Source organism: Novosphingobium sp. HR1a (assembly GCF_015594425.1).
Classification (GTDB): domain Bacteria; phylum Pseudomonadota; class Alphaproteobacteria; order Sphingomonadales; family Sphingomonadaceae; genus Novosphingobium; species Novosphingobium resinovorum_A.
On sequence record NZ_JABXWS010000026.1, the window covers coordinates 1 to 13179 of the forward strand.

General features: G+C 66.6%; 13 protein-coding genes and 1 other RNA gene. 12 read left to right on the forward strand and 2 right to left on the reverse strand.

Annotated elements, in window-relative coordinates; translation table 11 throughout:
- The first annotated feature begins 165 nt into the window (after positions 1-165).
- From HWN72_RS05120 to HWN72_RS05135, 4 genes are all read left to right on the forward strand, one after another.
- Positions 166-465 carry a PepSY domain-containing protein gene (locus HWN72_RS05120; protein WP_008832031.1) on the forward strand — a complete coding sequence of 100 codons (300 nt, stop codon included), beginning with the start codon at positions 166-168 and terminating at the stop codon, positions 463-465.
- A gap of 104 nt (positions 466-569) precedes the next feature.
- Positions 570-1247 (forward strand): response regulator transcription factor, encoded by a 678-nt coding sequence (locus HWN72_RS05125; RefSeq protein WP_008832032.1) that lies wholly within the window; start codon positions 570-572, stop codon positions 1245-1247.
- A 61-nt stretch (positions 1248-1308) separates the two neighbouring features.
- On the forward strand, positions 1309-2625 hold the full coding sequence (locus HWN72_RS05130) for a HAMP domain-containing sensor histidine kinase (protein ID WP_231958208.1): 1317 nt from the start codon (positions 1309-1311) through the stop codon (positions 2623-2625).
- Positions 2626-2725: 100 nt separating this feature from the next.
- Entirely contained in the window at positions 2726-2929 is a 204-nt protein-coding gene (locus HWN72_RS05135; protein ID WP_008832034.1) for a hypothetical protein, read from the forward strand.
- Between the two features lie 135 nt (positions 2930-3064).
- Here the strand turns inward: HWN72_RS05135 and HWN72_RS05140 are convergent, their stop codons facing one another.
- A complete protein-coding gene (locus HWN72_RS05140) occupies positions 3065-3379 on the reverse strand; it encodes a chorismate mutase (RefSeq protein WP_008832035.1) in 315 nt (104 codons plus the stop codon).
- Positions 3380-3487: 108 nt separating this feature from the next.
- Here HWN72_RS05140 and HWN72_RS05145 point away from each other — a divergent pair, with 108 nt between their 5' ends.
- Positions 3488-4504 carry a polyprenyl synthetase family protein gene (locus HWN72_RS05145; protein ID WP_036522601.1) on the forward strand — a complete coding sequence of 339 codons (1017 nt, stop codon included), beginning with the start codon at positions 3488-3490 and terminating at the stop codon, positions 4502-4504.
- A 242-nt stretch (positions 4505-4746) separates the two neighbouring features.
- Positions 4747-5505 (forward strand): hypothetical protein, encoded by a 759-nt coding sequence (locus HWN72_RS05150; RefSeq protein WP_211149951.1) that lies wholly within the window; start codon positions 4747-4749, stop codon positions 5503-5505.
- A gap of 2 nt (positions 5506-5507) precedes the next feature.
- Here HWN72_RS05150 and HWN72_RS05155 read toward each other — a convergent pair whose 3' ends face one another.
- Positions 5508-7436: a bifunctional diguanylate cyclase/phosphodiesterase gene (locus HWN72_RS05155; protein WP_069707529.1), complete on the reverse strand. Its 1929-nt coding sequence runs from the start codon at positions 7434-7436 to the stop codon at positions 5508-5510.
- 191 nt (positions 7437-7627) lie between these two features.
- Here HWN72_RS05155 and hrpB point away from each other — a divergent pair, with 191 nt between their 5' ends.
- The 6 genes from hrpB to HWN72_RS05185 all read left to right on the forward strand — a co-directional run bounded on the left by hrpB (position 7628) and on the right by HWN72_RS05185 (position 13178).
- Entirely contained in the window at positions 7628-10108 is a 2481-nt protein-coding gene (gene hrpB / locus HWN72_RS05160) for an ATP-dependent helicase HrpB (protein WP_069707530.1), read from the forward strand.
- Positions 10109-10153: 45 nt separating this feature from the next.
- Positions 10154-10432, forward strand: coding sequence for an ETC complex I subunit (locus HWN72_RS05165; protein ID WP_008830939.1), 279 nt, complete (start codon positions 10154-10156; stop codon positions 10430-10432).
- Between the two features lie 53 nt (positions 10433-10485).
- Positions 10486-10740, forward strand: coding sequence for a type II toxin-antitoxin system Phd/YefM family antitoxin (locus tag HWN72_RS05170; protein ID WP_069707531.1), 255 nt, complete (start codon positions 10486-10488; stop codon positions 10738-10740).
- Between the two features lie 9 nt (positions 10741-10749).
- Positions 10750-11019, forward strand: coding sequence for a Txe/YoeB family addiction module toxin (locus HWN72_RS05175; protein ID WP_069707532.1), 270 nt, complete (start codon positions 10750-10752; stop codon positions 11017-11019).
- 36 nt (positions 11020-11055) lie between these two features.
- An RNA gene (gene ffs, locus HWN72_RS05180) (signal recognition particle sRNA small type) lies at positions 11056-11152 on the forward strand.
- A 121-nt stretch (positions 11153-11273) separates the two neighbouring features.
- Positions 11274-13178, forward strand: coding sequence for a DNA polymerase III subunit gamma/tau (locus HWN72_RS05185; RefSeq protein WP_037519972.1), 1905 nt, complete (start codon positions 11274-11276; stop codon positions 13176-13178).
- Position 13179 lies beyond the last annotated feature (1 nt).

Sequence of the window (13179 nt, forward strand, 5' to 3'; positions counted from 1 at the left end):
ATACGCGACCCCTCCGTCAGCCCTGCGGGCTGCCACCTCCCCATCGCTGCGCGACAGGGAGGATCAGGTTTGCGTTGCCCATCGGCCACACCGGAAACCTGTCTGCCACCTTCCCGCCACATTCAGGACTTGTTCAAGCCTTCAACTTTAGGCACCGAAGCCGTGATGAAAAGGATTTCGACCCTCCTTGCGGCGCTGGCCGTGCTTCCCGCCCTGATTGTTCCGGTGGCGCATGCTTCCGGCGGCGAGCAAGGCGAACTGCGGCGTGAGCGCCGCGCCGGCAACGTGCTGCCCCCGCGCGAGATCGAGCGCGAAGTGCTGCCCCGCATGTCGGGAATGCAGTACATCGGGCCGGAGTACGACCCGGCGGCGATGACCTATCGCCTCAAGTTCATCAAGAACGGGAAGGTCTATTTCGTCGATGTGGATGCCCGGACGGGGCGCATCATCGGCCAGTCGCGCTAGAGCGCTCGTACGGGAACGGGCCGGGAACTTAGCGACGCCCTGTTGCTTGACCGTTTCACCCTTTCGGCCCATCTCAACCTCGTTCATGTTAGGAGGACGGTACATTGCGCATCCTGATCGTCGAGGATGAGCCCACCCTGGGCAACCAGCTCAAGACCACGCTGGAGCAGAACGGCTATGCCGTGGACCTCTCCGCCGATGGCGAGGATGGGCATTTCCTCGGCTCCACCGAAGACTACGATGCGGTGATCCTCGACCTCGGCCTGCCCGAGATCGACGGACTGACCGTGCTGGGCATGTGGCGCCGCGAGGGCCGCACGTTCCCGGTGCTGGTGCTGACCGCGCGCGACAGTTGGTCGGACAAGGTCGCGGGCCTCGATGCCGGCGCCGACGACTATCTGGCCAAGCCGTTCCAGACCGAGGAACTGATCGCCCGCCTGCGCGCGCTGATCCGCCGCGCCTCGGGCAATACCTCCAGCGAGCTGACGGCGGGGCCTGTGCGCCTTGACACCCGCTCGGGCCGCGTCACGCTGTCCGGCGAGCCGGTCAAGCTGACCGCGCAAGAATACAAGCTGCTGTCCTACCTGATGCACCACAAGGGCAAGGTGGTCAGCCGCACCGAACTGATCGAGCACATCTACGATCAGGATTTCGACCGCGATTCGAACACGATCGAGGTCTTCGTCACGCGCATCCGCAAGAAGCTGGGTGCCGATGTCATCACGACGATCCGCGGCCTTGGATACAGTCTCGACGATCCCGCCGAACCCGGCCGCGGCTGACGCCGCCCCATCTCAGGCGCCCGTGAAGCGGGCCGGTAGTACCGGCTCGCTCGCGCGGCGCATGATGCTGATCGCGGCGGGGTGGATCTCTTTCCTCCTGCTCGCGGGTGGACTGGCGCTCGACCACACCGTCACCGGCATCGTCACGCGCAACTTCGACGAACAGTTGGGCTACATGCTGACCGGCATGATCGGCTCGGCCGAGATTTCGCAGGACGGCGAGGTTTTCTTCCTGCGTCCCTTGGGCGACCAGCGGTTCCTCGAACCCAATTCCGGCCTCTACTGGCAGATTCGCGCCAAGGGGCACGAGGATTTTCCCTCGCGCTCGCTGTGGGACCGCAGCCTGAACGTGCCGGACGGCCACTTCGACGCCGAAACCCATGTTTATGACAGCTTCCAGTTCGAGGGCGAGCCGCTTCGCGTGATGGAGCGCTCGATCATCCTGCCGGGCAGCGATGCCAAGTGGATGTTCACCGTCGCGGCCAGCCGCAAGGACCTCGACGACCAGATCAAGATGATCCGCTCGATCCTGGTTTACAGCTTCGTCGCACTCGGCGTCGGCCTGCTGCTGATGGCGGGGATGCAGACATGGTACGGCCTGTTTCCGCTTCGCCATGTGCGCCGCGCGATCCAGAAGCTGCGCACCACCGGCTCCAGCCGCGTCAACGATCCGCTCCCGCGTGAGGTCGAGCCGCTGGTGAACGAGCTGAACGCGCTGCTCGCCCATACCGAGCGGCAGGCGGAGGAGGCGCGCACCCACGCGGGCAACCTCGCCCATGCCCTCAAGACGCCGCTGACGGTGGTGATGAACGCCGCCACGGCACAGGCGCCGGACCTTGCCGACACCGTGATTCGCGAGGCGGCGGTGATGCGCCGTCAGGTCGACCATCACCTTGCCCGCGCCCGCGCCGTCGGCCGCCGCGCCGTCGGCCAGTCACGTGCCGAGGTCTGGCCGAGCCTCGAGGCGGTGATGCGCGCGGTCGAGCGGCTCTACGACCAGACCCGCCTCGATCTCGACGGTAACCACGACGCCATCGTGGCGATGGAGAAGCAGGACCTCGAGGAAATGCTCGGCAACCTGATCGAGAATGCGGCCAAGTACGGCGGCGGCAGCGTCTTCGTCACCGTCGATGCGGCGAAGAACGAGCGGTTCTGCGAAATCTGGATCGAGGACGACGGCATGGGCATCCCCGAGGCCGAGCGCACCCGCATCTTCGATCGCGGCGCGCGGCTCGATACCGGAAAGCCCGGCACCGGCCTGGGGCTTGCGATCGTGCGCGATGTGGTGGAGATTTACGGCGGCACCGTCGAACTCGACGAGAGCGAGGATCTGGGCGGGCTGCTGGTGAAACTGAAGCTGCCGCGGACTGGGGCGTAATACGTTTCCCGGCACATTTTTCGGGGTAACCGGCCCTGCCACGGCTTGCGGTCGCGGGCAGGGCGGCTATCTGCGCCGCATAGCCAATTCAGGAGCATTCATGAGCAAGCCCATCAACGTCCCGCTGACTTCGGACGAGATCGAAATGCTGGTCGACGCACTGGAAGTCGATCTCGAGGGTTACCTCGAATCGGCCAAGGAAGCGCGCGGCAACGGCAACCGTGACGACGTCGCGACCTTCACCGAGGCGGCGACGCGGATCCAGACGCTGATGGCGCGCCTGCAGGGTCTGGTGGAAGAGTAAGTCGGTAGTTCCTCCCCGAGCTTGTCTCGGGGAGGGGGACCGCCGACGAAGTCGGTGGTGGAGGGGGAGAGGACGCAGCCCCTCTGTCAGCGACTGCGTCGCCGCCACCTCCCCGAGACAAGTTCGGGGAGGAACTCAGCCCTCGTTCTTCGCCCGCTCGTGGTGGCGGATCACTTCGTCGATCACGAAGCGGATGAACTTCTCGCCGAAATCGGGGTCGAGATGCGCGTCCTCGGCCAGCTTGCGCAGGCGGGCGATCTGGCGCTCCTCGCGGCCGGGGTCGGAGGCGGGAAGGTCGGTCTTCGCCTTGTATTCGCCCACGGCCTTGGTGATCCGGAAACGCTCGGCGAGCATGTGGATCAGCGCGGCATCGATGTTATCGATGCTGGAACGAAAGCCCGCGAGGACGGGGTCGACGGTGCCGACGGTCGAGGAAGTCTGCTGAGTCATCGCAGCGCCCGCTAGCACGGGTTTCCCACTTCTGCCAATCCGGTTGCGGCCACGGTTGATACCGTTTGCACTTGCGTTGCGGTCGCCTTGAGCCCAAAGCGCGCAGCGATGAGCGCAGATATCGTCCCCCTGCAGACGCGCAGGCAGCAACCCTCCCTGGCTCCCATGCTGGCGCTTACCGCGTCCGGCATGAACAGCGTCAATGCCGTCATTCTCGACCGCATGCAGAGTGAGATTCCCCTTATTCCCGCCCTTGCCGGGCACTTGATCTCGGGCGGCGGCAAGCGCATGCGCCCGATGCTGATGGTCGCGGCTGCTGAGCTGTGCGGCTACCAGGGCAACCGCCACCACAAGCTGGCCGCCGCCGTGGAATTCCTCCACACCGCCACGCTGCTTCACGACGACGTCGTCGACGGTTCGGACATGCGCCGGGGCAAGGCTGCCGCGAACATCGTGTTCGGCAATCCGGCGACGGTGCTGGTGGGCGACTTCCTGTTCACCCGGGCTTTCGAACTGATGGTCGAGGACGGCAGCCTCAAGGTTTTGCGGGTCTTCTCCAAGGCCAGTTCGATCATCGCGGCCGGCGAGGTCGACCAGTTGACTGCGCAGCGCCGGATCGAGACGAGCGAGGACCATTACCTCCAGATCATCGGCTCCAAGACCGCCGCGCTCTTCGCCGCCGCCACCCGCATTTCCGCGATCGTTGCGGAAAAGAGCGAGGCGGAGGAAATGGCGCTCGACGCTTATGGCCGCAACCTCGGCATCGCCTTCCAGCTGGTGGACGATGCGATCGACTACGATTCGGAAGTGACCGAATCGGGCAAGGACAAGGGCGACGATTTCCGCGAGGGCAAGATGACCCTGCCGGTGATCCTCGCCTACGCGCGCGGCAATGCCGAGGAGCGCAAGTTCTGGGAGGACGCCATCGCCGGTTTCCGCACCGAGGACGAAGACCTCGCTCATGCGGTCGAACTGATCAACCGCCACGGCTGCGTCGAGGCGACCCGCGAGCGGGCACGGCTTTACGCCCAGCGCGCGATCGACGCGATTGCAGGCTTCCCTGCGGGCGAGGCACGCAACGCCATGGCCGAGGCGGTGGAGTTCGCCGTTGCGCGGCGTTACTAATCAATAAAAGGCCCACCCCCACCCCCACCCCCACCCCCAGCCTCTCCCGCAAGCGGGAGGGGAGCAAGTCGGACCTGCTCTCCCGCATGCGGGAGGGCCGGGAGGCTTGGCAGTCCTGAGCTTGTCGAAGGGCTGCCTAGCCGGACGGGGTGGGCGAAAGCGCCACAGTCCACAGAGATTGCGACACTCTGCAACAAAGCCGTAATTGCAGCGCGAGCACGGCTCGCTTAATGAGGCGCGCCATGCCCTCCTACGCCGACAGGGGCGGATACCAATCCGGTTCGCCTCGCCAACGCCTGATATCCTCACTGCTGTCGGCGGCGATCATCGTGATCGCCTTGCTGATCGCGATCTATCAGACGGCGGTGGCCCCTCTGCGCGAGAAGGCGAAGAACCCCGTCACCTTTAATGTCGAGGGCGAGGATGCCGATACCGGCGCCAAGTCTCCGGAGCCCGCCGAGAAGGCGGAGAAGGCCGAGAAGGACCAGGTCCAACAGCCCAAGGTCGCGGTCGAGACACCGGTACAGCCGATCGAGAAGCCGACCCAGACGCCGGAGAAGCCTGCCTTCAGCTTCCTCAAGCTCTCCAAGTCGGACATGGCGGCGGCCGATATCGGCGGCATGAAGAGTTCGGGCAGCGGCAGTCCCTCGGGCGGCGGCAACAGCGGCTCGACTTACGGTCCCGGCGAGGGGCCGGGCGGCGCCACGCTCTATAATGCAGACTGGTTCCGCAGGCCCACCGATGCGCAGCTCGGCGGCTACATGCCCGCCAATGCCCCGCCCGAGGGCTGGGGCATGGTCGCCTGCCAGACGATCGATCACTATCACGTCGAGAACTGCCAGATACTCGGCGAGTCGCCGCGCGGTTCGGGCTTCGGGCGTGCGGTGCTCAACGCCGCGTGGCAGTTCCAGGTGATCCCGCCGCGCATCAACGGCAAGCCGCAGGTCGGCGAATGGGTACGCATCCGCATCGATTACGGCGTGCGCGCCAGTCCGGGCTGACGTCAGCCCGCCACCGCATCCCAGCGGGCTGTTCCCGGATGGGCAAGGCGGTCCAGCAGTCTTGCCAGCGGCATGGGGCGGGCGATGAAATAGCCCTGCGCCAGCGAAAACCCTGCCAGCCTTGCGCTGACAAACTGGTTCTCCGTCTCGATTCCCTCGATCACGCATTCCAGCGAGAGCGAGCGGGCGAGGTGACGGATCGCCGTGATCAGGCGGCGGCCGGAAGCCTCGTCCAGCCGCACCGCGAAGCTGCGGTCGATCTTCACCATGTCCAGCGGCAACTGGTGCAGCGAGGACAGGCTGGAATAGCCGGTGCCGAAATCGTCAAGCGCGATCCGCATCCCCGTCTGCCGCAGCCGTTCAAGCGCGGCGCTGGCTATGGCGAACTCCGAGATCAGCGAGGATTCGGTGATTTCGATCAGCACGCGGCGCGGATCGCATGCGGAAGCGGCCATGCGCTGGAGCAGGGCATCGATCGTCTGCGGGTTGCAGATGTCGTTGCCCGACAGGTTGAACGACAGGCGCAGACCGGCAGGCAGCCGCGCCAGTGCGTCGAGCGCCTTGTCGAACAGCGTCAACGTGACGTCGCGTGCACGCCCGACGCGCTCGGCAGAGGCGATCAGCAGTTCGGGCGCAATGTCGCCCAGCCGGGGCGAGTGCCAGCGGGCGAGGCATTCGACGCCGATCGTGTCGAGATCGTCGGTCGCCACGATCGGCTGGTAGTTCAGCGACAGCTCGCTCTCCAGGTCGGCCAGCTGCAGCGCTGCGTCAAGTGCCTGCTCGCTGCGGATCAGTCGCTCCAGTTCCTGCGAAAACAGCACGCACTGGCCGCGCTTGTGGTTCTTCGCGTGGTAGAGCGCGAAGTCGGCGCGGTCGAACAGCAGGTTGGCGCTGGCTGCGGTCTCCGGATAGACGGCAAGGCCGGCGGAGCAGCCGACGGAAACCATGATGTCGCCGATGCGTGCGGGTTCGCGGATGGCGCGGCACAAGTCGCTCGCGACGCGTTCGGCCTCGGGTGGCCCGCTCATGACGATCAGCCCGAACTCGTCGCCGCCGAGCCGGGCGACGATGGCGTCGGGAGGGCAGGCGGCGTTCATGCGCGCGCCGATGATCTGCAGCAGGCGATCGCCATGGGCATGGCCGTGAGTGTCGTTGATCGGCTTGAAGCGGTCGAGGTCGATGAGGCCGACGCTGAAGCGGTCGTCGGGTCCGGCGCGCTCCAGCAGGCCTTCCAGCGTGGCGAAGAAAAAGCGGCGGTTGGGCATCCCCGTCAATGCGTCGGTCTGGGCGAGGCGGGCATTCTCCTCGCCGAGTATCTGCGCCTGCTGGCGCTCGTTGTTGAGGTCGCGCTGGGACGTTTCGAGATCGACGAAGGACCGGTAGGAATCGCGCAGGATCTTGAGGATACCGATCGCGACCAGGGTGATGTTCGCGGCGATGGCGACAAGCACCTCATGGCCGATGAACAGCGAATAGGTGAGGAACGTGCCCAGCACGGTGACGCAGACCGCCATGGCCGCGCGGGGCAGGAAGCTGAGGCAGAATACGCAGCCCAGCACCGTTACCGAGACGAAGACGGCGACGTGGCCGTGCTCGTAAGGGCCGCCGTACTGGTCCAGCGTCAGCGACCAGGCGACGAAGGCCATCGAAAAGGCCACCGCGAAGAAATGGGTGCGGCGCAGGCGTCGGCGGACCGCCTCGGGTTCGAGGTCGGCGGGCTTCACCGGGCGGGTCCAGACGATCATGCGCACGACGCACGCCGCGATCAGGATGCTCGGGATCGTGTAGACCAGCAATGTTGGCGCCAACTGGCGATGGGTGAAGGCCAGGACGGCGGCATTGATCGAAAGCAGCCCGTACAGCGGTGGTATGTGCTCGCGCAGGCGCAGATACTGCGCGACGCTGAGAGGGTACTGACCGGCAACGTTCATGGGGTGCGCGTCTGCAATTCGAGAACGGGGAGATCGCAAGTGATCCCGGATAGTGTCCAAGTCTTTATGAAAAGTGCACGTGCCTTGCGAAACGATCCTGTAGTTACAGCCGATCCGGTGATTTTGGGGCAGTAAAGGGCATGGATCGGCGCCGCTTCCAAGTGGGCGGATCAGACGCTAAACGCCCGGGCGTGAGCACGCTACCGATCCATGCCGTCCTGCCTGACCTCCTCGCCGCCTTGCGTGCGGGGACGGGCGCGGTGCTGATCGCGCCGCCCGGGGCCGGCAAGACCACCGCGCTTGCCCCGGCCCTGCTGGGCGAGGGCTGGTGCACCGGCACCGTCATCCTTCTTTCCCCGCGCCGTGTCGCCGCGCGCGCCGCTGCGGAACGCATGGCCGAGGGGCTCGGCGAGGCGGCGGGCGAGACGATCGGCTACATCACCCGTCTCGACGTCAAGCGCTCGGCCCGCACCCGTGTCCTGGTGATGACAGAGGCGATCTTCGTCTCGACGATCCTTGCCGATCCGGAGCTTCCGGGCGTGTCCGCCGTGCTGTTCGACGAGGCGCACGAACGCCATCTCGACAGCGACCTCGGCCTTGCCCTTGCGATCGAAAGCCGCAGCATCCTGCGCGAGGACCTGCGGGTGGTGGTGATGTCGGCCACCATCGACGGCACCCGCTTCGCCCGGCTGCTGGGCGAGGGCACGCCGGTCATCGAGAGCGCGGGCAAGGCCTGGCCGCTGGACCTGCGCTGGCTTGGGCACGCGCCGGACAGGCGGATCGAGGATGCGGTGACCTCGGCCGTCCTCACCGCATGGCGTGAGACGGCACAGGAAGGGCGGGGGGGCGACGTGCTCGCGTTTCTGCCCGGTGTGCGCGAGATCGAGCGCGTAGCGGAAGCGCTGGTCCAGAAACTGCCCTCCGCGCTGGTCCTCCCGCTCCACGGACAGTGCGAGCCCGCCGCCCAGCGTGCAGCGATCCGGCGCGATCCAGAAGGACGCCGCCGCGTGGTGCTTGCGACCGCCATCGCCGAGACCTCGCTGACGCTCGACGGCGTTTCGGTGGTGGTGGACGCGGGCCTTTCGCGCCGCGCGGAGTTCGACAAGGCGGCGGGCGTGACCCGGCTCGTCACGCACCGCGCCAGCCGGGCTTCGGCCGCCCAGCGTGCGGGGCGCGCCGCACGCCAGCAGCCCGGCGTCGCCTACCGCTTGTGGGAAGAAGCCGCGCATGCAGGCCGCCCCGAGTTCGACCCGCCGGAAATGCTGACCAGCGACCTCGCGCCGCTAACCCTTGCGCTGGCGCAGTGGGGGGCAGGCGCTCCCGAGGCGATGGCGTGGCTCGATCCGCCGCCGGTGCCTGCGCTGGAGGCGGCGCGCAAGGGCCTCGCCGCACTCGGCGCGCTGGACAAGGCGGGGCGCATTACCGCGTTCGGCCGCAAGGTCGCGAGCCTGCCGATGGATCCGCCACAGGCGGCGATGATCTTGCGCGCCGCTGAACACGGCGCAGGCGAAGATGCCGCGAAACTGGCGCTGCTGTTGCAGGAGCGCGGTCTAGGTGGCCGTAGCGACGATCTCGCACAGCGGCTCTCGCGCTGGAACGCCGATCGTGCCCCCCGCGCGCAGGCCTCGCGCAAGCTGGCTTCGGGCTGGGCACGCCGTGCGGCCGGACTGGTGCGGGCGGGCGCTTCGGACGATCTGCCGCCCGGCGTGCTTCTCGCACTCGGCCGCCCGGACATGCTGGCACGCCGCCGCGACGGTTCGGGCGAGACGTGGCTGAGCGCCGGGGGGCGGGGCTACGTGCTCGATCCCGCCTCGCCGCTGGCTGCGCGCGAGTGGATGGTGATCGGTGATGCGCAGGGCCAGGCGAAAGGCGCGCGCATTCTTTCCGGTGCCTCGCTGGAGATTGCCGAAGTCGAGGCGTGGCTGGGTGACGCCATCGAACGTCGCACCATTCTGCGCTGGAACGAGGGCGACGCGCGGGTCGAGGCGCGGCTGGAGCGCTGCATGGGCGCCATCACCCTGACGAGCGGACCCGATCCAGCCCCCGATCCCGAGGCGATCCGCGCTTTCCTGATCGAGCGAATCCGTCTCAAGGGCCTGTCGCTGGTGCCGCTGGGCAAGGGCGCGCAAGGGTTTCTGCGCCGCGCACGCTATGCCGGGATCGCGGCGCTGTCCGAAGAGGCGCTGCTGGCGGACCTCGAGGACTGGCTCGGCCCGCTGCTCGGCCGCCGTCTCGACGCGCTCGATGGCGGCGCCTTGTCGCAGGCCTTGCGCAACCGGATGGACTGGAACGACCAGCAGGAGCTTGAACGCCTCGCGCCCGCAGAATTCCGCAGTCCCGTAGGGACCAGCCATCCGATCGACTACGAGGACGAGGGCGGCCCCTCCGTCGAGATACGCGTGCAGGCGCTGTTCGGGCTCGACCGGCATCCCGGTTTCGGTCAGCCGTCGCAGCCGCTCCTGCTCAAGCTGACTTCGCCCGCCGGCCGCCCGCTCCAGACCACGCGCGACCTGCCGGGCTTCTGGCGCGGATCGTGGCGCGACGTGCAGCGCGACATGAAAGGCCGCTACCCGCGGCACCGCTGGCCGGACGAGCCCTGGAACGAGGACCCCAGCCTCAAGACCCGCAATGCCTTCGAAGCCATGAAAGGTGGTGGAGGCCGCAAGGCGTGATTCGCGCTTGATTTCAGCCTCGATTCGAGGGCAAAGCGCTGGCTCATGAGCGCACGCATCTATCAACGCCCGAAGAACGCCATGCAGTCCGGCAAGGCGCTGCTCGATCAGTGGACCCTCGAGTTCACACCGTCGGAGGCTAAGAAGCCCGATCCCCTGATGGGTTGGGCCGGTTCGGGCGACATGCAGCAGCAGGTCATCCTGCGCTTCCCGACCTCGGACGAGGCAAAGGCTTATGCCGATAAGTACGGCATCGAGGCCGCCATCCACGCCACGCCGCCGCGCCGGCTCAAGATCCAGGCTTACGCCGACAACTTCCGCTGAGATATTAGGGGGCACGACTTGACGTTGTACAAATTTTTGTACATATTTACGTCATGGAAGTGCTCCCGTTCTCCGAAGCGCGCGCCAATTTCAAGGCGCTGATGGATCATGTGGTGGACGATCGTTCACCCGTCATCGTTACACGCCAAAAGGCGGAAGCGGTGGTCGTGGTCTCGCTGTCCGACTGGAACGCAATGGCCGAAACCATGCACCTTGTCTCGACCCCGGCGAATTCGACCCGCCTGCGCGATTCCGTTCGGGAACTCGATGGGGGGGAAGGGCAGGAACGCAATCTCGTCCAGCCATAGGAGGCTGGAGTGAAAATCGTTTTCGCCTCTCGCACCTGGGAGGATTACCAGCACTGGGTCGCCAATGACCGTACCACGCTGGAAAGGCTGAATGCGCTGATCGAACAGTGCCGCCGGACGCCTTTCAAGGGGACCGGAAAGCCGGAGCCGCTCAAGGGCGAATTGCAGGGCTGGTGGTCGCGGCGGATCAATCAGGCGGACAGGCTGGTCTATCGCGTCGCCGGAAGTGGAGCGGAGCAGCGGCTGGAAATCGCCCAATGCCGATTCCATTACGTCTGACGCTTGCTTTCCTGTCAAACCACCGCCATAGGGCGCTTCGGGAGTCGGACGGGCGTTTGCGTCCGCCAACTTGGTCAGGTCCGGAAGGAAGCAGCCACAACGGGTTGCGGCGGGTCGTTCGGCTCCTTCATTTTTCTACATCGTTGAATTTTCACGTCTTTGTGTCCTTCTGGATGCGAAGGCTGTGGAACATGCCGGTAAGCGTGCCGCTTTCCTCCTGACATCCCGGGCGCGAACCCCTAGTTTGAGCGACGATGGACGATTCACGCGACATGTTCGGCGATACGCCCCCCTGGGACGAAGACGACGCTGACGACAAGCCCGATGCCGCCGAACTGGAGGCAGCAGGGCAGCAGTCGATGTTCGGCGCTCCTGAGCCGGAAGCGACGCCGGAGCCAAAGCCCACCACTGCCGAACTCGAAGCAGCCGGGCAAAGCGCCATGTTCGCCGAGGCAACCGAACCTGCCGTCGTTCCCGCTCAGCCAAAGCCCGTCGAAGCGCCCTCGGCCAAGCCCGCCCCTGCCGGAACGACAGCGCAGCCCTACCGCGTGCTCGCGCGCAAGTATCGTCCGCAGACCTTCGCCGAACTGATCGGGCAGGAGGCGATGGTCCAGACCCTCGCCAACGCGATCAAGCGCGATCGGTTGGCTCATGCCTTCCTGATGACCGGCGTGCGCGGGGTCGGCAAGACCTCGACCGCGCGCCTCATCGCCAAGGCCCTCAACTGCATCGGCCCGGACGGGCAGGGTGGCCCGACGATCGACCCTTGCGGCCAGTGCGAACCCTGCGTCGCTATCGCCGAGGGCCGCCATATCGACGTCATCGAGATGGACGCCGCCAGCCACACCGGCGTCGACGACGTGCGCGAGATCATCGAGGCGGTGCGCTATGCCGCCGTCTCGGCGCGCTACAAAATCTACATCATCGACGAAGTTCACATGCTCTCGCGCAATGCTTTCAACGCGTTGCTCAAGACTCTTGAGGAACCACCGGCGCACGTGAAGTTTCTCTTCGCGACGACCGAGGTGGACAAGTTGCCGGTCACGGTGCTGTCGCGCTGCCAGCGCTTCGACTTGCGCCGTATCCCCGCGCCGATGCTGGCGGGCCACTTCGCGCACGTCTGCGCAAAGGAAGGCGTCGAGGCCGAGGCCGAGGCACTTGCGATGGTTGCCGCCGCCGCCGAGGGTTCGGTGCGCGACGGCCTCTCGATTCTCGATCAGGCCATCGCGCATGCCGATCTTGATGGAGAAGGCCAGGTCCGCGCCGACAAGGTCCGCGACATGCTCGGTCTCTCGGACAAGAGCGTGCAGCGCAAGCTCATCGCCGCGATCCTGGACGGCAAGGGCGGCGACCTGCTCGACCTCGTCGCGCACCAGTTCGCGCTCGGTGTCGAGCCGATCGCGCTGATGCGCGGCCTCATGGACCTGACCCACCGCGTCGCCGTGGCGCAAGTCAGCGGCAGCGCCGAAGCGCACTCCACCGAGGAGCGCGAGGCGATCGAGGGTTGGGCTAAGTCGCTGCGGGCGGGGCAACTCCATCGCCTGTGGCAACTGCTGCTCAAGGGGCATGACGAGGTGAAGTCCGCGCCCGATCCGCTCGTCGCGGCGCAGATGGCGCTGCTGCGGATCATGCACGCCAGCGACATGCCTGACCCCGGCGCACTGGTCCGCAAGCTGGAGGAAATCGCCTCCCGAGCGCCTGCGGCTCCTGTGGCCGAGCAGGGAAGTGCCGCGTCGGGCGCGCCTGTCGCAATGTCACCGGCTGCGATCTCGCCGCGCTGGGAAGCGCTGGTCGATGATGTCGAGCATGCGGGTGAGATGTCCGCCGCGAACACCATGCGCATGCAGGTGCGGGTGGTCGAGCTTTCGCCCGGCCTGCTGCGCTATGCCCAGCCGCCGGGCTTCAACGAGGACATCGTCGCCGTTCTGCGCGGCGGCCTGCAAGCCGCGACCGGCGAACGCTGGCAGGTCGAGAAAGTCGCGGGAGAAGGCGCGCCCACCCTCGTCGAAGTGCACCAGGTAAAGAAGACTGCCGACGCCGAGGCGCTGCGATCCTCGCCATTGGTCGAGGCGACGCTGGCGGCATTCCCCGGCGCCGAACTCATTCAGGAAGATCGCCAGGCCGCCATCGGCGGTGGCGGCCGCAATTGGAGACGTTGAG